This is a genomic window from Acinetobacter sp. V116_7 (assembly GCF_056735735.1).
In genome coordinates, this window is record NZ_JBWZIF010000022.1 from 12,873 (window position 1) to 32,499 (window position 19,627).

Consider the following 19,627-nt stretch of genomic DNA (forward strand, 5'->3'; position numbering starts at 1 on the left):
GATATCCTTGTTCCCCTTGAGGTCAGGCACAGCATTTATAGGATTATTTAAGCCGTGCCCAAGCTGGGTTTATTTCAGTTTTAAAATGGCTTCTTGAATGGTGAGCTTGTTAGGAATGAGCTTTTGCGCATAAAAGGCATCAGCTACTTGTTGTTGTTCTTGTGCCACCTTGTCAGAGATTGGCTGAACTCCAAAACCCATACGTGAAATGGAAGTTTTCAGTACATCAAACTCAAGTGCTGTAGGTTTTTCGAGTAGCTTGGCAGCTTCATCCTGATGTGAACTCACCCATTCAGTTGTCTGGTTAAGAGTTTGAACAACTGTATTGAGAACTTTTGGATTATTTTCTGCAAATTTACGGTCAGCTAGATAGAACTGATGATTGCTTACTAAATTTTCACCAGTCGCTAAAACTCGAGCTTGAATTTGATGTTCAGCTGCTGCAAAGAACGGATCCCAAATGACCCATGCATCTACTGCACCTTTTTCAAAAGCAGCACGAGCGTCTGATGGCGGTAAATAAACTGGTTGAATGTCACTTAAGCTTAAGTTGTTGGCTTCTAGAACTTTTAATAATAGGTAATGAACATTCGAACCTTTATTAAGAGCAACACGTTTGCCTTTTAAATCTTTAATAGAGTGGATTGGAGAGTCTTTTTGTACCAATAATGCTTCGGCTTTTGGCGCAGCAGGTTGGTTTGCGACATAGACTAAATTTGGATTGGCCGCTTGAGCAAAAATAGGTGGTGCTTCACCTGCTTCACCGAGTGAAACGCTCCCTACATTTAAGCCTTCAAGCAATTGAGGGCCAGCAGGAAACTCGACCCATTTTACTTGCACGCCTTGTTCTCTTAGTACTTTTTCTAGGTCACCACGAGCCTTTAAAATAGGAAGAATGCCATATTTTTGATAGCCAATATTTAAAGTTGTGGTGGCCTGTTCCTCTTTTTTGGCACAACCACTTAACATCATCACTCCTGCAAGGCTGGCTGCGATGACTGAATATTTTGCCCATGAAGTGGTGTTGAAAAGTGCCATGAGATTTCGTGCTCCCCGAAAGAGAAAAAGAAAAAATAATTGGATGAGCAGATACCCTAAAGGGATTTTTATTTCAGAAAAAATAAGTATTCGGTCTTTATTTATGCAAAAAAAAGCTAAAAACAATAGGCTATAAACTTATGCAAAAAAGTGATTTATCTAATAGAAATATATTTAATAAATTAGGAGTAAGTTGATGTAAATAAAATAAAAAAATATTAAAACATTAAAAATAGAGATTTAAAAAAAGTACAACCATAAATTAATAGCGTTTATGGTTGTACTTTTTTAACTAAGCTTATCTGAAATAAGAATATCTTAAAAAGAGCAAAGGCTAGGGAAGCAGTTTCTTAAAGACTAAAGAATTCCTTTGATAGTTATAGAGTGCCTGACGGGCATTAGGTAATTCATCAACGCTGACCTGATGAAAACCATGTTCCAAAAACCAGTGAGCGGTACGCGTTGTTAAAACGAATAACTGACGAATACCTTGTTCTTTGGCTTTTTCTTCAAGAAATTGCAGAATTTGGCTACCACGGTTTGATTTACGATAACTTGGATGCACTGCAACACAGGCAATTTCTGCAGAACGAGTTTCGTTAAATTCGGTTGGAATTGGATAAAGCGCAGCACACGCTAGAATCATACCGTCGCGTTCAATAACAGCGAACTGGCTGATTTCTTGCTCCAGACGTTCACGTGAACGATAAACCAAAATGCCTTCTTCTTCCAAGGGACGCAATAAATTCATTAAACCACCCACATCTTTAATATGGGCGGTACGAACTTCTTCATAATGCGCATCGGTAATCATGGTGCCTATACCATCTCGAGTAAATAACTCTTCGAGAAGGGCGCCATCATAGGCATAGGAAATGAGATGAACGCGGTGTACACCTGATAAAGACGCTTTTTTTGCTTGTTGCAAATGCAGGGTTAGTGTTGGACTAATGGTTTGATATTGTTGAATATAGTAGTCTAGTTGATGTGGGCTTAATTCACGTAATATTTGTTCATCTTCATTCAGAAGACCTTGTTGCTCCCCAAGAAAAATCAGTTTATCTGCTTTTAGATAAGTTGCAGTTTTGGTCGCAACTTCTTCTGCTCGTAAGTTAAAGACTTCGCCTGTAGTGGAGTAACCTGTTGGCCCGAGTAACACAATATTATGATTATCGAGGTGTCGTTCAATTGCATCGGTGTCTATTGAGCGAACTTCACCTGTAAGCTGGAAATCCATGCCATCACGAATGCCATAGGGTTTAGCAGTCACAAAATTACCTGATACCACATCGATTCGAGCGCCGTACATGGGTGAGTTTGCTAAGCCCATAGAAAGCAATGCTTCAATTTCTAGGCGAATAGAGCCTACGGCACTCATGACACAGCTTAAAGATTCGCGTGTGGTAATACGGCTATTGTCATAAAAAGGAGTTTCAATTCCTTTCTCTTTAAGATTTTGATTAATTTGCGGACGGGCGCCGTGCACAAGAATTAAGCGAATACCAAGAGAATGAAGTAACGCGATATCATGAATGATATGTTCGAAATTAGGATGACGGACTGCTTCACCACCAAACATCAGTACGAATGTTTTATCGCGGTGAGCATTAATGTAGGGTGCTGAGTGTCGAAACCAGTGTACATAATGCTGGGGGTTATTATGCGACTTTTCTAAAGACTTGCTTGGCATACCGATCTCGAATCAACAGCAAAAAGATATAAAGATGATTCTAAACAAAAAAGATTAAAGCCGCATGTTTTAGATAAAAAAACACCCAAATCTAAGTTTGGGTGTTTAAATTTTTTTAAATTAGTGAACCACTCTAATGATTTTATGGCTTTGTTCATTTACCAGCACATAATTTCCGTTCACTTTGTACCATTTTTGGTAGCGACCCGGTTTCGTTAATTTTTGATGCTGACGATAGTCAATCACATAACGTGAGTGTTGATATTCACGGGGTACAACTTGACCTGCTCGCCAAACATTACGATGGTCGTCTTTTTTAATTACTTTAACGGTTTTTACTTCATGGTTTTGGTAGTTGCCATGGTGATTATGATCGTTTGGTGCTGCCATTGCTGTTGTTGCAACTAAACCACTAAGTGAAAGAACAATCGCAGTTGTTAGTTTTTTCATTGTAAACCTCGAGTGATGAATTAAATTTCAATAACTAAAGATTAGTGAACAATTACAGATAAATCGTGGAGGCTACGAAGAATAAATGTGAAAACTAACGATGAAATAAGAAGAAATTAAGAAAATATGAAATATTAGAATATAAAAATCTATTTGTTTTTTTTAAATCTATAAGTAATAAAAAAAGGATAAAACCATAAGGCTTTATCCTTTTTGCTCAGCGATAGCGAGGTTCTATCGCTTTAAAAACCACGAATACTCACAATACTATTAGAATCGGTGTCGACTAAAATATAGTCATTGTTGATTTTGTACCATTGCTGATTACGGTCTGGTTTTGGCAAGTTACTATCTTTATAGTCAACTTTATAGCCATTGCCACGATAGTGCTGTGGCATAACATAACCAGGCTGCCAGCGATGCTGTTTAAGCCGTTCAAAACCACGTTCTTCGCGCATACGGCGCTCGTCACGGACACGATCTTCATCATGATCACGTCCAAATCCTGGCCCACGATCGTTCCATTCACCGCGTGGTCCTCCACCTTTAGGACCTTTGGGGCCATGGCCTCGGTCAAAAGGAGGATCAGCAAAGCTCGCCATACTTGTGGTGAGTACGGCTATGGAAAGGGTTAAGATTGTGAACAACTTTTTCATGATGCATCCTCGTTTACATCTGATGTCTCTCATGTTGAATACTCTACGCGCAAAATGCAGAGAAACTGTGAAGATCATTTAATGGTTCAATTAAAATTACGGATAGATCAAGAGTTTTTATCAATAATAAAAAAGGCTTGAATATATCTTTTCAGGTATAGGCAAGCCAGATTTGATGATCGGCTGTAATTTTCTTTAGCTTTTCATCTTTAACTTTTAATCCTGTGCATCAATACTTTGACCATTGAGTGCCAAGCTATCTTCACCCATTAAATAGAGATAAGCAGGCAAGATCGACTCTGGTGTAGGTAATGTTTTCGGATCTTCTTGTGGATAGGCTTTAGCACGCATTGCAGTACGTGTTGCACCTGGATTAATGCAGTTAAAACGGATATTAGGATAAGTATGTTCCGCTGCAAAAATTTTGCTCACCGCTTCAATTGCAATTTTTGAGACAGAATATGCGCCCCATAAAGCACGTGCTTCACGGCCTACACCCGAACTGGTAAATACAACAGAGGCATTTTCTGATTTTTGCAAAAGTGGTAATAATGCTTGAGTCAAAGCAAAAGGCGCGCGTAGGTTAACAGCCATGACATCATCCCAAGTTTCGGTTGGATAATGTGCGAGCTCTACGCGTTCACCTAAAATACCTGCATTATGCAAAATACCGTCTAGGCGTCCAAACTGCTTTTCGAGCGTATGGACTAAAAAGTCATAATCACGGTCAGAAGCACTCGAAAGTTGTAATGGCAAAATCGCTGGTTGCGGTGCACCCAGACTTTCAATTTCATCATAAATAACTTCAAGTTTATTTAAGGTTCTACCATGCAGTACAACGGTCGCACCATGTAGGGCATAAGTCAGAGCGGCAGCTCGCCCAATTCCATCGCCAGCACCGGTGATTAAAATAATTCGATCTTTGAGTAGATCCGGACGAGGTTGGTATTCTGAATATTTCATTGGTAAACCTCCTTCTTTTTATATTGATAAAACAAACAACTGTTAAAAAAGCCTATAAAACTCTTAGCTTAACTTATCATACGCTGATTTTCCTGTAGAGCAGGAAGCTTTTGACGTAACATATGGTGTAATTCTGTCACCGTATTTACAATCGAGTCGGCCTGCCATGCAGCAAGATCATCACGATGTTCGATTGGTAAATAGCCATATGCAGCCAAAATAGTATACATATCGGCATTGCGACCAGCATCAATATCGCGTGGATGGTCACCCACATAGATAATTTCATTTGCTGGGATATTCAACTGTTTAGCCGCCAAATACATTGGTTCTGGATCTGGCTTGGTTTTACTGACATCTTCAGGACACACTAAAACCGCACAGCGTTCGGTCAGATTTAACTTTTCTAAAAGAGATTCACTTAATCCGCGTGGTTTATTGGTCACAATACCCCACGGAATTTGCTGAGCTTCTAACTCTTCTAAAAGTTGATACATACCTTCAAACAGATCTGTATCAACCACAATATTATTGCCGTAAATATCTAAAAAGTTTTGACGATGTGCCAAGAAAATTGGATTGGCCACATCCAGTTCTGGATAGACCAATTTAACCATTGCACGTGCACCTTCAGAAACCTGAGTGCGAATGAGGTCGGCATCAACAACTGGGCGTCTTTCATCACGGCACATTTGCTGAATAATACGAATGAAGTCGGCAGCCGTATCGATAAGAGTACCGTCTAAATCAAATAAAACAGCTTTCATCATGCACCTGTATTTATCGTGTGAACCATATAATTAACGTCAACATTTGGCGCTAACCAGTAATGCTTGGTCAGTGGGTTGTAGTGCAGTCCTGTCATTTCTTTTAGAGTAAGACCTGCATTACGAATGTCATGTGCCATTTCAGATGGTCGAATAAATTTATGATAGTCATGTGTACCTTTTGGCAACATGCGTAGTACGTATTCTGCGCCAATAATGGCAAATAAATAAGATTTTGGGTTACGGTTAATGGTTGAGAAGAACACATGACCACCCGGTTTAACCAAAGCCTGACAAGCTCTTACAATAGATGCTGGATCTGGAACGTGTTCCATCATTTCCATGCAAGTGACCACATCGTATTGACCTGCTTGCTCTTGTGCTAATTCCTCTACAGGAATTTGGCGATATTCAATATTTTGAACATTGTCTTGCTGAGCATGCAAACGGCCAACAGCTAGCGGTGCTTCACCCATATCAATACCAAGTACATCTGCGCCACGACGTGCCATGCTCTCTGCCAAAATACCGCCACCACAACCGACATCAAGTACTTTTTTACCAGCAAGGCCGCCTACACGCTCATCAATCCAGTTTAAACGTAGTGGATTAATTTGATGAAGTGGGCGAAATTCAGAATGTTGATCCCACCATTTGGCAGCAAGTGCTTCAAACTTTGCGATTTCTTGTAAATCAACATTCAATTGCGACATGGTGCTACCTCTAAACTTGGGTTATCTTTTTGGATATAGTTCGCCGTTAGTGTAGCGATTATTGGGAAAAAAGCGATAAACCCAATAAAAAACTTCACAGAAGCAAAACGAATTTAGCATATTTGTTTTATATTTAGAGCATAAGCTAATGCATAACAACTTAGAGGAAAAGCTGTAGCAATGAAAAAATTGGTTTTGGGTGGTTTAAGCGCAGCAATTATGGCCGTATCGGGTAGTGTAATGGCAGCAGATTTTGTTGCTGGTAAAGACTACACCGTGATTGCTAATCCAGGCAAAGTGGAAGTTCCGGGGAAAATCGAAGTTCGAGAGTTCTTTTGGTATGGATGTCCACACTGTTTTAAACTTGAACCGCATATGCAAACGTGGTTAAAACAGATTCCTAACGATGTGCGTTTTGTACGTACACCTGCTGCTATGAACAAAGTATGGGAACAAGGGGCGCGTACCTATTATACATCTGAGGCATTAGGTGTGCGTAAACGCACGCATTTACCGTTGTTCCATGCGATTCAGGTGAATGGTCAGCAAATTTTTGATCAGGCTTCTGCGGCGAAGTTCTTTACTCGTTATGGCGTGCCTGAACAGAAATTTAATAGCACTTACAACTCATTTGCAGTAACTGCAAAAGTTGCCGAGTCAAATAAACTTGCTCAACAATACCAATTAACAGGCGTACCTGCAGTTGTCGTGAATGGTAAATATGTTGTGCAGGGTGAAGATGGTAAAGTCACTCAAGTTCTTAATTATTTAATTGAGAAAGAACGTAAAGCAAAATAAGTTGTTTAGGCTTTACTTCAAAAATGGGCTTCATATGAAGCCCATTTTTATATTGAGTTAATTATCACGAAATATTGCAATTAATTTTGCTTATTTTCATCTTCAATTTGAAAATTTAAAACATCAAAATTAACAGTCTGAGTGGGCAGCGATAATGCCTGATTAATATATAAATTAATTAATTTTTGGCGAGAACCAATAGAGCGCTGATAATACGTAGAATTTAAAAGCAGTGATGCACCATAAGTCAGTGACCAGATATAAGACAAATAATCACGAATTGACATGTCATAATTTAATGATTTTAAATAATTTTCTGTAATATCTTTAATTGCTAAAATACGCTGTTGGCGGATTTCATAAAGCTCTTCGAAAAGATGCTTCAACTTAGACTCTGTCATTGTCAGATTTTCTTCAAGTTGATGCAATAAAATGGTTTTTCCAGGGGTAAGCAAATGGTGAAGCATGTAATGAGGGGCGTATTCTTTGAAATCTGTATTATATTTTTTAGAAATTTCTAAAATTTGCTTTTCATTTTGAATAATGAGCTCAAGTAGAAGCTCATTTTTGCTTCTAAAATGCTTATAAAGAGTGCCTTTAGCAATATCTAGCTCGGCCACTAACTCATCTAGAGTAATTTCCTGATTGTTTTCTAGTAACAACTTTTCTGCCACGCTTAGAATTTTTTCTTTGCGCATCAAAAACTGTGTATGACGATCAAGATTCATAGGTATTCCCACACCAGTTTGGCCTAACTAATAATTTACTTCCTGTAAAAAGAAAAAGACTTTTCTCGAAATTTTTAGCCTTTTTCTTTCTCTCTTTACGTATTACCACATAACCTGTTTTTTGTCATTTGCCGCTTCTACCGTTCCCAGTTTGCAATCCCTCTAAACAGTAAGCGAACTTGTGTAGAGGCATTTTCAATAAAGGCAGTTTGTTGGAGCTTGAGCTGTTCACCTTGATATTGTTTTGATAGGTTGAGCCACGTCATTGCCCATGTAAATGACATGTTAGTCAAAATAGTGGATAGGACATTTAAGTCTTGAGGTTGTTGAATATGTTTAAAATTTTCGAGTTTAGTCAGATCAGTTGTTAGATCTTCAATCAGAAATTCGATTTCTCTAGCAATGGCTGCACGAACCGTTTCTGAACCACCCCAACGCTCGGAAATCATAAATTGCCACTGCTTAGGGCTATGATTTACCGCCTGAACAAATAGCTCAATGCTGGTCTGAGTTTTAGTCGATTTATGTTGTAAATAACTTTGACCTAGTTGATGCAAAACACTTTTTAAATGCAGGGCAACTTGGTCAACCAATTCCTTACCGAGTTCATCCATGTCTTGAAAATGACGATAGAACGCTGTCGGTACCAAACCAACTTCACGTGCAACTTCACGCAAACTGATACTACTGAACGAACGCCCAGACGTGCTCAGATGCAAGGCTGCATCTAGAAGTGCCTGACGACTTTGCTGTTTTCGTTCATCCCGTATCGACATTAAAAGAACCTATTTAAACCGTGAGCCAGAGTCTAACAAAAAAGAGCAAACTTTCATAAAAAAAATAGTGAACAAGTGTTGACTGAGTGAACAGTTATAAATATAGTGTACATATGTTCACTATACGAACATGTGTTCACTCAAATAAATAGCCAGATACAAAAGAGGAACGTATGAACGCAACACTTAGTTATCAGCCACATTTGGTCCGAGAAGATTTCGTTGATTTTGTTTTGCAAAAAATTAACGTGACTTGGGCTTGGAAACGCGTACTTGCAGAAGTTATCGCAGTTCAGTCTCTACATACTGATATGGTACTTATTAAGCTTAAACCGAATCGTAATTTTAAGTTCGATCAGGTACGTGCTGGGCAAAGTATTCTATTAACGCTACTTATAGATGGAGTTTACCAACAGCGCAGTTATTCAATTATTGAAGTAACTCCTCAAGGTGAAATCTCTTTAGGTATTAAAGTACAAGGCTTGGTATCTAGTGCGGCTCAACGATTACATGTCGGAGAGTGCATTGAGATTTCACAGGCCCAAGGTGATTTTACTTTGCACCAAGGCCAGCAACCCGCGATTTTAATCGCTTCAGGTAGTGGTATTACTGCAATTTATTCACTTTTGCAGCAAGCTTTGAAACAACAGCTTAAACAGATTCATGTCATTTATTTTAATCGTGCAGAAATTTTTCATGCTGAATTAAAAGCTTTGGCAGTAAAGCATCCAGAGCTTCACTATCATTTTTTTAATACTGCTGAGCAAAAGCAGCATTTAACTAAAGACCTATTGCAAAAGTTGGTTCCTGATTACGCACAGACCGCAACGTATGTGTGTGGACACCACGGCATGATGCAACAGGCAAATGAAATTTATGCGCAGCAAAGTGCTCAGTCGCAGCTTCATCAAGAGTTTTTCATGCCTGTTCAAATCGAACAGTCTAATGAAGCACAACCCATCGTATTTCGCCGCTCGCAACAAAACTTTATTGCGACGACAACATTATTAAGCAGTGCAGAGCAAGCTGGCTTACGTCCACAGCATGGTTGCCGTATGGGTGTATGCAACCAATGTACGTGTACCAAAGTCAGTGGTGTCACCCAGAATATATTAACAGGCGAAATTGACGATCAACCCAATCGTGCAATTAAGTTATGCGTGAACCAGGCATTAAGCCCAGTCACTATTGATCTATAAAAACAAACATAAAAGAGATTTGAGGATACCATTATGAATATGGCAGTAGAACTTAAAGCAACATCAAAATCGGCACATTTAACCCCAGAGCAAACAGAAGCTTTTGGTCGCCGTATTGAAGAAATTCGTCTTGAAGTGATGAAAGATCTCGGTGAAAAAGATTCAAAATATATTTATAAAGTACGTAATTTTGTACGCTACACCGAAATTGCATCACGTGGCATGTTGATGTTTGGTGGTTGGATTCCACCAGTATGGTTGTTAGGTACAGCTATGCTGGGCGTATCTAAAATCGTTGAAAACATGGAACTCGGTCATAATGTGATGCATGGTCAGTTTGATTGGTTAAATGACCCGACGCTTAACGGTGCAACCTATGACTGGGATACGGTGTGTACTGGTGAAGACTGGAAATATACCCATAACTATAAGCATCATACTTATACCAATGTGTTTGGCATGGATCATGATATTAGCGGTTATGGTGTGATGCGCATGAGCCGTGAGCAAAAGTGGGAAACCCGTTTTTTATTCAACGTGCCAATGGGTTTTGTATTGTCAACGGGTTTTGAATGGCTATTAGCTTTGCAACGTCTAGAGATGGAAAAAGTGTTGTTTGATGGCACCAAAACTTGGAAAGAAGTATATGTAGAATCTAAAAATCTACGTAAAAAAATGGTACGTCAGTTTGGTAAAGATTATGTGCTGTTCCCACTCATTGCAGGACCAATGTTCCTGCCAGTATTGGCTGGTAACTTTTTTGCTAACTTGATCCGTAACTACTGGGCATCGACCGTGATTTATTGTGGCCATTTCACAGAAGATTCTGAAATTATCACTGACAATATTGATAATGAAACTAAAGCAGAGTGGTACTTACGTCAGATTCGTGGTTCAGCAAACTTTACTGGCGGTAAGATTATGCATTTCTTGAGCGGTAACTTGAGCCATCAAATCGAACATCACTTGTTTCCTGATGTACCTGCCAACCGCTATCAAGAGATGGCACCTAAAGTACGTGAAGTTTGTGCAGAGTTCGGTCAACAATACAATACCGCGCCCTTTGGATCTCAAATTTTGAGTGTGTATAAACGTCTGGCTGTACACTCTTTACCTGATAATGTGGTTGATCGTTTGGTGGCGACTAAGCGGACCTTTGTTGAGGCAGTGAAAGGCATGTTTGGCAAAGCTGCTTAATAAAGATAGAGCATTGTTTGAGTTATTAAGCGATGCTCTTTACCAATAAGTAAAAGGGAAAGTACGTGTAATTGAGATATACTACGGTGCAATTATATTTGTGCCATTGTTTTAAGGAATCATTATGCGTATTGACCAAAGAGCATTAGACCAGTTACGTGAAGTGAAAATCACACGTAACTACACCCGTTACGCAGAAGGTTCAGTTCTGGTTGAATTTGGTCATACCAAAGTATTGTGTACTGCAAGTATCGATAATTCGGTTCCACGTTTTTTAAAAGGAAAAGGACAGGGCTGGGTCACTGCTGAATATGGCATGTTACCGCGTTCAACACATTCACGTTGTGACCGTGAAGCAGCACGTGGTAAACAGTCAGGCCGGACACAGGAAATCCAGCGTCTAATTGGACGTAGCTTACGTGCTATGGTCGATTTGAAAAAGCTTGGCGAAAACACGATTACCATCGACTGTGATGTGATCCAAGCTGATGGTGGTACGCGTACCGCTTCAATCACTGGCGCGGCTGTAGCGTTAGTTGATGCGATGAATGTTTTATTGTCTCAAAAGAAAATTAAGCATGATCCGCTTAAAGGATTAGTTGCTGCAATTTCTGTTGGTATGTATCAAGACGAAGTATTGCTTGATCTTTGCTATGAAGAAGATTCGAACTGTCAAACGGACTTAAACGTGGTAATGACACAAGCAGGCGAATTTATTGAAATTCAAGGTACAGCCGAAGATAAACCATTTACCCGTGCACAAAGCAATGACATGTTAGAAATGGCTGAAAAGGGAATTGCCGAGCTCATTAAAAAGCAACAAGAAGCTTTAGGCTGGTAATTTTACACTTTCTAAAAAAGCGCATCTTCGGATGTGTTTTTTTATGTCTTCATGAAATCGACATCAAAACATCACTTGTCTGTCACTTTTACACGTTATTAGTAGTTCGCATTTAAACCGTTTGGAAAAAACTGATGCGAAAACTTTCACTTCTATTAATTACTTCTTTAGCACTTCTGCTCAGTGCTTGTAACGATGATAACGACTCAGACAATTCATCGCCAACAACACCGCCAACCAGTAATTGCAAAATGCACTGTGCACCATAATAAGAACTTAGGATAGAACTAATGAATCGTCGCGAATTTCTTTTAAATTCTACAAAAACCATGTTTGGAACCGCTGCTTTAGCGAGTTTCCCTTTGAGTATTCAAAAAGCGCTGGCTATTGATGCCAAAGTTGAAAGTGGAACTATTCAAGATGTTAAGCACATCGTGATTTTGACTCAGGAAAACCGCTCATTCGATAATTATTTCGGAACACTAAAAGGCGTGCGGGGTTTCGGTGACCGCTTTACTATTCCAATGACAGAAAGTCGAAAGGTTTGGGAGCAATACGATGCCAAGAAAAATAAAGTATTGCCTTACCATCTCGACAGTCGTTTAGGGAATGCTCAGCGCGTTTCAGGAACGCCTCACTCATGGTCTGATGGCCAAGCAGCTTGGGACAATGGTCGCATGAGTGATTGGGTGGCTTATAAAAAACCGCAGTCGATGGGCTACTACAAAAAACAGGAAGTCGAATATCAGTTTGCTTTAGCCAATGCTTTTACGATTTGTGATGCTTACCACTGTGCTATGCATGCAGGTACTAACCCTAACCGTAAATTTATCTGGACGGGTACTAATGGTCCTACAGGCGCAGGTGTGGCTAGTGTGGTAAATGAATTTGATGGGATTGGACCATCAACAGAAGGTTATGAATGGACGACTTATCCTGAACGCTTACAGCAGGCTGGGGTGACATGGAAAGTTTATCAAAACATGCCGGATAACTTTACCGATAACCCGTTAGCTGGTTTCAAACAGTATCGCCGTGCAAATGAGCAATCGGGTCAGCCTGTCAGTAACGACACGCTAACGTGTCCAGCATACGATGAAAAGATTGATGCGACTCAACCACTTTACAAAGGTATTGCCAATACTATGCCGGACGGTGGTTTTTTAGGAACTTTTAAAGCTGATATTGCACAAGGTAAATTACCGCAAGTGAGTTGGTTAGTTGCTCCTGCAACTTACAGTGAACATCCGGGGCCATCTAGTCCTGTACAAGGCGCTTGGTATATTCAGGAAGTATTAAATGCATTAACTGAAAATCCTGAATTGTGGAGCCAAACCGTTTTATTGGTGAACTTTGATGAGAATGATGGTTTCTTCGACCATGTTCCTTCACCGAGTGCACCCTTTAAAGATATAAACGGTGTCGTATATGGAAAAACTACATTAAGTGATCAGCAAATATCTTATGAATACTTTAACCATCCAGCAGTAGCGACTTCAAAATCTCAACCCGCTACAGACGGGCGGGTGTATGGGCCGGGAGTACGCGTTCCTATGTATGTGATTTCACCGTGGAGCCGTGGAGGATGGGTGAATTCACAAGTCTTTGACCATACCTCTATTTTACAATTCTTAGAAAAACGCTTTGGTGTGCAAGAACCGAATATCAGCCCATATCGCCGTGCCGTATGTGGTGATTTAACGACAGCATTTAATTTTAAAACCCCGAATCTTCTGCCTGTTGCTGAACTAGATGGGAAGAAAACAAAAGCCGAAGCCGATGCGATTCGTGTTGCTCAAGCTTTATTGCCACAAGTTCCTGTTCCGAGCCAGCAACAATTTCCTCAGCAGGAAATGGGAATTCGACCATCACGTGCTTTGCCATATATTTTACACACCAGTGCCAAAGTCGATGCAGCACAAAAGACTGTAAAGCTGATGTTCTCAAATACGGGTAAGCAGGCAGCTGTTTTTCATGTGTATAACCGATTAGATCTTACGGTAGCTCCTCGTCGCTATATGGTTGAGGTGGGTAAACAGCTTGATGACGTGTGGAATACTATAAATGGACAGTACGATTTATGGGTACTCGGTCCAAATGGTTTCCACCGCGCGTTTAAAGGTAATTTGATCCAAGCCAATCAAACCCAAGCATTACCAGAAATTAGAGTCTGTGTGGAAGAGTGTGATGCGAATTTGTATTTAAAAGTACGTCACGACGGTAATAAGTCAGTCAAGCTCACAGTCAAAGCAAATGCTTATCTTCCAAATAAAACGTGGACTATAGAAACGAATAGTTCTGAAAAAGAACTGGTTTGGGATATGTCTGAATTTGGTGGTTGGTACGACTTCACTGTGACATTAGCTGATGATGCGACGTTTAGCCGCCGTTTTGCAGGACGTATAGAAACTCAAGAAGATTCAATTTCTGATCCGTATATGGGTTATGTAGAGTCTTAAGTTGCTGTAAGGGATGAATGATTAAGCTGAAGTCTTAGATTAATCATTATTTTAAATTAGCTATCACGACGGAGTCTTATCGTTTATTCATCCAGTAGAAGTAGCTAATTTGTTACTTTGGTTTCGCCCAAAGTAACCAAATGCATTTGTCATCTACAAAACCTGTTCTCTTTCTGCATATATTTGATTTATTGCAAAAAAAATATATTTATAGATTTTGGGCAGGTTGTAGATGACATCTAGCACAAGCTAAATTTGGGAAATATAACTAAAGGATGGCAGCTGTGACTGCCATAAATATTAGGTTTGACCATTCTATAAAATTTTTAAAGGTCACATTCTGCTTTATAGATGAATAATAAAAATAAAGGCTTACCTTTTGTAACAGAATCTCCTAAGCCTCGTCATATTTATCTTTTACCTTGAAACCCTAATTTTTAAAGTAATGGGGAAAATTTATGCTACAAGGTTTTATTGTATTACTAGCAGTAGTTACATTTGTTTTAATGGCTGCCGACCCCCGAGATAACGGGGCACAAGCGACTCAGTCAGCATGGCAAAAAACACAAGCAGCAGACATGACCAAGTCGCAAAAAAATACCAATAACGATGTAGACTTTATTTAAGCATTAAAACGCATTGATAAATCAACAGCTCTAACGTCTTTGGTTAGTACACCCATAGAAATGTAGTCAACACCAGTAGTGGCAACTTCGCGCAAGTTTTCAATGGTGATATTGCCTGATGCTTCGAGTTTACAACGGCCTGCAACATGTTTTACAGCATCAATCATTTGCTGTTGACTGAAGTTGTCGAGCATAACAATGTCTGCACCAGCTTCAAGCGCTTGATTTAGCTCATCCCAAGTTTCAACTTCGACTTCAACAGGTTTACCCGGTGCAATTTGATGTGCTTTTTCAATTGCCTGAGCAATACCACCCGCCGCCATAATATGATTTTCTTTAATTAAGAATGCATCAAATAAACCGAGACGATGGTTCTGTCCGCCACCAATAGCCACAGCATATTTCTGTGCAATACGTAAGCCTGGTAAGGTTTTACGCGTATCGAGAAGTTTTGTATTTAAACCTTCAAGATGTTGAACATATTCAGCAGTTTTTGTTGCAACAGCAGACAAAGTTTGAATAAAGTTTAAAGCAGGGCGCTCTACAGTAAGTAAGCTACGTGCAGAGCCTGCAAGTTTTAAAAAGGCTTCATTTGCAGCAACACGGTCACCTTCTTGTTTTAACCAAGTTACCTGTACAGTATTGTCATAAGCTGAGATGAGTGCATTGACCCAAGGTTGGCCAGCTAAAACCATATCTTCACGGCTAATAATCGTCGCGGTTGCCTGCTCATCTTCAGGTGTGAGCATAGCGGTAATGTCACCGTCCCCAATATCTTCTTGTAATGCTTGTTGAATATTGATTTGAATTGATTGTTCAAGCAAAGACTGAGGTATGCTCATACGGTTTCCATTTTGTAGATGACCCTAAAACTTGCGATATATTAGCACCGTCGACTTTAAAAATAAGCTGTTTTATGAGATTAATCGCGATAAACAATCGCATTTACTGCTTTGAAAAGTAGATAACTGCTTTAAACTAAAACAATTGGCAAGTAATTTATTGGCATCTCAATGAAGCAAATCACACCGTATGAAGTTATAGATGGACAATTAAAAGGGGCGAGACAAATCCCTTCTCCAAATTTTAACCAGCGGCCGACTGGTACCGAAATTCAAATGATCGTCGTTCATAATATTAGCTTGCCACCATCTCAATTTGGAGGTGGATATATTGAGCAGTTTTTTCAAAATAAATTAGATTGGTCAGTGCATCCTTATTTCCAGACCATTGAAGGCATGCAAGTTTCTACACATCTGTTAATTTTACGAACAGGTGAAGTCCTACAATTTGTTAATTTTAATGATCGGGCATGGCATGCAGGACGTTCGAGCTATTTAGCCAAAGTAGAATGCAATGATTATTCAATTGGGATAGAGCTTGAAGGAAGTGATGATTTACCTTTTGAAGAAGTACAATACGAAGTATTAACCGATGTGGTTAAGGCTATTCGTCAGGCTTATCCCGAAATTAAAAACCATATAGCAGGGCATTCGGACATTGCGCCAGGCCGAAAAACCGATCCGGGACCTTATTTTAAATGGCAGTACTTTAGACAACTGTTAGTTCAGAAAAAAAGTTGAGTTCATTCATCATTTCACAACGAAAAGATTTTCTAGTTTCATTACAATAGCGTCTTTCGAATATAGCTGTAGGTGAGTACGATGGCATTGTGGCGATCGACTTTTATTGTCAGTGCAATGACGATGTTGTCACGAGTGTTAGGGCTTGTACGTGACGTCGTATTGCTCAACGTGTTTGGTGCAGGTAAAGATTTTGATACCTTCGTCGTCGCTTTTCGTATTCCCAACTTCTTTCGACGATTGTTTGCCGAAGGGGCCTTTTCTCAGGCCTTTATTCCAGTATTAACTGAATATAAAACAGGTCGAGCACACGCTGAAGTACAGATCTTGATTAGTCGAGTATTTGGTTGCTTGCTAACAGTGATGACCTTACTGACTTTTGTGGCTATGGTTTTAGCACCCGCGATCATTTATATGTACGCACCGGGTTTCCATAGCGATCCTGAAAAGTTCGATTTAGCAGTCAGCATGTTCCGGTTAACCATCCCTTATTTATTATTTATGTCACTGACTGCCTTTGCCAGCAGTATTTTAAATAGTTATGGTTCGTTTGCTTCACCGGCTTTTTCGCCGGTTTTACTGAATGTTGCGATGATCGCAGGTGCATGGTGGCTTACGCCGTATATGGCTGAACCCATCAAAGCCTTAGGTTGGTCAGTGGTCGTGGCAGGGATATTACAGTTAGCTATACAAATTCCTGAATTGTGGCGTAAAAACCTACTGATTCCACCTAAAGTTGATTTTAAACATGAAGGTGTAGAACGCATTTTAAAATTAATGCTTCCAGCATTATTTGGGGTATCTGTTACCCAGATTAACCTGTTATTAAATACGATTTGGGCCTCTTTTATGCAAGATGGTTCAGTGTCGTGGCTCTATAGTGCAGAGCGTATGACTGAGTTGCCGTTAGGTTTAATTGGCGTTGCGATTGGTACAGTGATTTTACCTTCACTTTCTGCCCGTCATGCAGAACAAGATCAAGCAAAATTCCGCGGTATGATCGATTGGGCTGCAAAAATTATTGTATTAGTTGGCTTACCAGCAAGTATTGCTTTATTTATGCTTTCTACACCAATTATTCAGGCATTATTCCAGCGTGGAGAGTTTGATCTACGTGATACACAAATGACAGCACTTGCTCTGCAATGTATGAGTGCAGGCGTGATTGCGTTTATGCTGATTAAAGTCTTTGCACCTGGTTTTTATGCACAGCAAGATACCAAAACACCAGTACGTGTCGGTTTAATGTCGGTCGCAGCTAATGCTATTTTAAACGTTGTATTTATTGGTTTCTTTAAGCTGATTGATTGGCATGCAGAACATATGGCACTGGCACTGGCATCTTCAGGCTCGGCTTTGGTAAATGCGGGTCTACTCTACTTCTATTTACACAAACGTAATATTTTCCGATTTGATTCGCATTGGAAAAAATTAGGGCTTCAATATGGTTTGGCGAACCTTGCCATGATTGCAGCACTTTGGTTTGCATTAAATTGGTATAACGGTGAGCTTTCACAGTGGTTGCGTATTGCCGAAGTAGTGGGATTGTGTGTTGTTGGCGTAGTTGCTTATCTGGTCGTTTTAATCATTACCGGTTTTCGTCCTAGAGACTTAAAACACTAAAATAAAAAAAGCGATCTTAAATGATCGCTTTTTTATATCTAATGAATTTATTTTGGTAAAACTTGTAGTAATTCAATATCAAAAATTAAAGTACTATTTGGACCAATCGTGTCACCAGCACCGACTTCACCATAAGCAAGATTGGCAGGAATAAAGAAACGTGTTTTTCCGCCTTCTTTCATGGTTTGTAGACCTTCTGTCCAACCTGCAATGACTTGGCTGAGCTGAAACTCAACTGGATGATTACGAGCAATAGAACTATCAAATACGGTTCCATCTAGTAAACGACCTTCATAATTCACTTTAACGCGAGAGGTAGCTTTCGGTTTTTGTCCATTACCTTCTTTTAACACTTGGTATTGGAGACCAGATTTAGTCGTTATCACACCAGATTTTTTTGCATTGTCAGCAAGAAATGCCGCACCTGCTTGAGCGTTTAGTTGACCTGTTTTTTGAAATTCGACGAGTTGTTTGGCTTCTAATGTTTTCTTATAGTCATTAATCGCTTTCGCCATTTCTTCATCAGTTAAGCGTGCTGTTTTACTTTGAGCACCTTCTTGGAGACCTTGGTAAAAAATATCAAGATTCAGATCTGTTAGCGCATCCGTATTATTACGACCCATTAAATAGCCATAACTATAACTAAATTGTTCTTTTGCTGGGCTTTTATTCGTTATAGGAGTTGCAGCAAAAACAGATAAACTCATGGTTGATGCTGCAATAATTAAACCGATTTTTTTCATGCCGTTTTCCAAAAAAAAGGAGAGTAGTGTTCTACTCTCCTGAATGTTTTTATTTCACTGAAATAAGTTCTACATCAAAGATCAGTGTACTGTTTGCTGGAATGCCAGGAACTTCCTGAGGACCATAGGCAAGATTTGATGGAATGAAGAAAGTCGCTTTACCACCTTCTTTCATTAATTGAAGTCCCTCAGTCCAGCCTGGAATAACTTGATTAAGAGGGAACTCAACTGGCTCACCGCGTTTATAAGAACTATCAAAAACCTGACCGTTAATTAAACGACCTTCATAATGTACTTTAACAACTGACTGAGCTGTTGGCTGTTTGCCAGTACCTTCTTTAGTAATGATATATTGCAAACCAGAAGCTGTTGTTTTTACGCCAGCTTTTGATTTATTTTCTGCAAGGAACTGCGCATCTGCAGATTCAGGAGTAGCACCAGCAGCTTGCTCTGGTTTATTTTTTTGTTGCATTTTTTGCTGCAATTCTTTTTCATAAGCCGCTACAGCAGCTTTTAACTCTTCTTGAGTATAAGCGCTTGGTTGCTTGCTACGAGCATCATGAATCCCTTTCACAAATGCTTTTGTATCTAGCTCAGGTGGAGTTTGCTGAGCAACTTCATATCCAAGAACATAACTGATTTTTTCAATTGGAGAGGCATTTTTATTTGCCTTGCTTCCGACTTCTGTGGTCGGATGTTGGCTTGCATAATAAACTGGTACAAGTGCAGCACCGCCTAAAACTACAGCGACAGCAATGGGTAAGGCTTTACTCATAA

At 39.7% G+C, this 19,627-nt stretch carries 21 protein-coding genes; 9 read left to right on the top strand and 12 right to left on the bottom strand.

The genetic code is table 11. From position 1 onward, the window contains the following. Window positions 1-69: 69 nt before the first annotated feature. The 7 genes from AC1PJP_RS08990 to ubiG all read right to left on the bottom strand — a co-directional run bounded on the left by AC1PJP_RS08990 (window position 70) and on the right by ubiG (window position 6,277). Complete coding sequence (locus tag AC1PJP_RS08990; RefSeq protein WP_479766839.1) at window positions 70-1,038, bottom strand: sulfonate ABC transporter substrate-binding protein; 969 nt, start codon at window positions 1,036-1,038, stop codon at window positions 70-72. Window positions 1,039-1,372: 334 nt separating this feature from the next. After that, window positions 1,373-2,728 (bottom strand): amino-acid N-acetyltransferase, encoded by a 1,356-nt coding sequence (argA, locus tag AC1PJP_RS08995; protein WP_107882288.1) that lies wholly within the window; start codon window positions 2,726-2,728, stop codon window positions 1,373-1,375. Between the two features lie 120 nt (window positions 2,729-2,848). Continuing rightward, window positions 2,849-3,178 (bottom strand): RcnB family protein, encoded by a 330-nt coding sequence (locus AC1PJP_RS09000; RefSeq protein ID WP_004640333.1) that lies wholly within the window; start codon window positions 3,176-3,178, stop codon window positions 2,849-2,851. Between the two features lie 242 nt (window positions 3,179-3,420). Continuing rightward, window positions 3,421-3,834 carry an RcnB family protein gene (locus tag AC1PJP_RS09005; protein ID WP_004795500.1) on the bottom strand — a complete coding sequence of 138 codons (414 nt, stop codon included), beginning with the start codon at window positions 3,832-3,834 and terminating at the stop codon, window positions 3,421-3,423. 216 nt (window positions 3,835-4,050) lie between these two features. Beyond that, window positions 4,051-4,797: a YciK family oxidoreductase gene (locus AC1PJP_RS09010; protein WP_479766840.1), complete on the bottom strand. Its 747-nt coding sequence runs from the start codon at window positions 4,795-4,797 to the stop codon at window positions 4,051-4,053. 68 nt (window positions 4,798-4,865) lie between these two features. After that, on the bottom strand, window positions 4,866-5,567 hold the full coding sequence (locus AC1PJP_RS09015; protein WP_479766841.1) for an HAD family hydrolase: 702 nt from the start codon (window positions 5,565-5,567) through the stop codon (window positions 4,866-4,868). Continuing rightward, window positions 5,564-6,277: a bifunctional 2-polyprenyl-6-hydroxyphenol methylase/3-demethylubiquinol 3-O-methyltransferase UbiG gene (ubiG, locus tag AC1PJP_RS09020; RefSeq protein WP_003655787.1), complete on the bottom strand. Its 714-nt coding sequence runs from the start codon at window positions 6,275-6,277 to the stop codon at window positions 5,564-5,566. The genes AC1PJP_RS09015 and ubiG overlap by 4 nt, the downstream gene beginning before the upstream one ends. A gap of 180 nt (window positions 6,278-6,457) precedes the next feature. Between ubiG and AC1PJP_RS09025 the strand changes: the two genes are divergently transcribed. After that, window positions 6,458-7,075, top strand: a complete 618-nt coding sequence (locus tag AC1PJP_RS09025; protein ID WP_005308926.1) for a thiol:disulfide interchange protein DsbA/DsbL — start codon at window positions 6,458-6,460, stop codon at window positions 7,073-7,075. An 80-nt stretch (window positions 7,076-7,155) separates the two neighbouring features. Here the strand turns inward: AC1PJP_RS09025 and AC1PJP_RS09030 are convergent, their stop codons facing one another. Continuing rightward, complete coding sequence (locus AC1PJP_RS09030; RefSeq protein ID WP_005308928.1) at window positions 7,156-7,803, bottom strand: TetR/AcrR family transcriptional regulator; 648 nt, start codon at window positions 7,801-7,803, stop codon at window positions 7,156-7,158. 137 nt (window positions 7,804-7,940) lie between these two features. Next, entirely contained in the window at window positions 7,941-8,579 is a 639-nt protein-coding gene (locus tag AC1PJP_RS09035; RefSeq protein ID WP_005308931.1) for a TetR family transcriptional regulator, read from the bottom strand. A 173-nt stretch (window positions 8,580-8,752) separates the two neighbouring features. Here AC1PJP_RS09035 and AC1PJP_RS09040 point away from each other — a divergent pair, with 173 nt between their 5' ends. The 6 genes from AC1PJP_RS09040 (at window position 8,753) to AC1PJP_RS09065 (ending at window position 14,901) form a co-directional block, all read left to right on the top strand. After that, window positions 8,753-9,778 (top strand): ferredoxin reductase, encoded by a 1,026-nt coding sequence (locus AC1PJP_RS09040; protein ID WP_479766842.1) that lies wholly within the window; start codon window positions 8,753-8,755, stop codon window positions 9,776-9,778. A gap of 33 nt (window positions 9,779-9,811) precedes the next feature. After that, window positions 9,812-10,975 carry a fatty acid desaturase family protein gene (locus AC1PJP_RS09045; RefSeq protein ID WP_416697494.1) on the top strand — a complete coding sequence of 388 codons (1,164 nt, stop codon included), beginning with the start codon at window positions 9,812-9,814 and terminating at the stop codon, window positions 10,973-10,975. Window positions 10,976-11,099: 124 nt separating this feature from the next. After that, window positions 11,100-11,816, top strand: coding sequence for a ribonuclease PH (gene rph, locus AC1PJP_RS09050; protein ID WP_004795487.1), 717 nt, complete (start codon window positions 11,100-11,102; stop codon window positions 11,814-11,816). 134 nt (window positions 11,817-11,950) lie between these two features. Further along, window positions 11,951-12,085 carry a hypothetical protein gene (locus tag AC1PJP_RS09055; RefSeq protein WP_262409250.1) on the top strand — a complete coding sequence of 45 codons (135 nt, stop codon included), beginning with the start codon at window positions 11,951-11,953 and terminating at the stop codon, window positions 12,083-12,085. Window positions 12,086-12,106: 21 nt separating this feature from the next. Then, window positions 12,107-14,275, top strand: a complete 2,169-nt coding sequence (locus tag AC1PJP_RS09060; RefSeq protein ID WP_479766843.1) for a phosphocholine-specific phospholipase C — start codon at window positions 12,107-12,109, stop codon at window positions 14,273-14,275. Window positions 14,276-14,733: 458 nt separating this feature from the next. Further along, on the top strand, window positions 14,734-14,901 hold the full coding sequence (locus AC1PJP_RS09065) for an ABZJ_00068 family colistin stress protein (protein WP_004640355.1): 168 nt from the start codon (window positions 14,734-14,736) through the stop codon (window positions 14,899-14,901). Here AC1PJP_RS09065 and nadC read toward each other — a convergent pair. Further along, window positions 14,898-15,743: a carboxylating nicotinate-nucleotide diphosphorylase gene (gene nadC, locus AC1PJP_RS09070; protein ID WP_016139677.1), complete on the bottom strand. Its 846-nt coding sequence runs from the start codon at window positions 15,741-15,743 to the stop codon at window positions 14,898-14,900. The genes AC1PJP_RS09065 and nadC overlap by 4 nt on opposite strands. Window positions 15,744-15,914: 171 nt before the next feature. Here nadC and ampD point away from each other — a divergent pair, with 171 nt between their 5' ends. Together ampD and murJ are read left to right on the top strand one after the other, a co-directional pair. Next, window positions 15,915-16,484 (top strand): 1,6-anhydro-N-acetylmuramyl-L-alanine amidase AmpD, encoded by a 570-nt coding sequence (ampD, locus tag AC1PJP_RS09075; protein ID WP_479766844.1) that lies wholly within the window; start codon window positions 15,915-15,917, stop codon window positions 16,482-16,484. Window positions 16,485-16,556: 72 nt separating this feature from the next. Beyond that, the gene (murJ, locus tag AC1PJP_RS09080; RefSeq protein WP_171056862.1) at window positions 16,557-18,107 is read left to right on the top strand and encodes a murein biosynthesis integral membrane protein MurJ; all 1,551 of its coding nucleotides are present in this window, start codon (window positions 16,557-16,559) and stop codon (window positions 18,105-18,107) included. A 47-nt stretch (window positions 18,108-18,154) separates the two neighbouring features. Here the strand turns inward: murJ and bamJ (AC1PJP_RS09085) are convergent, their stop codons facing one another. Together bamJ (AC1PJP_RS09085) and bamJ (AC1PJP_RS09090) are read right to left on the bottom strand one after the other, a co-directional pair. Further along, complete coding sequence (bamJ, locus tag AC1PJP_RS09085) at window positions 18,155-18,850, bottom strand: BamJ family beta-barrel-assembly machinery protein (protein WP_016139674.1); 696 nt, start codon at window positions 18,848-18,850, stop codon at window positions 18,155-18,157. Between the two features lie 49 nt (window positions 18,851-18,899). Beyond that, complete coding sequence (gene bamJ, locus AC1PJP_RS09090; protein ID WP_479766845.1) at window positions 18,900-19,625, bottom strand: BamJ family beta-barrel-assembly machinery protein; 726 nt, start codon at window positions 19,623-19,625, stop codon at window positions 18,900-18,902. Between the last annotated feature and the right edge of the window lie 2 nt (window positions 19,626-19,627).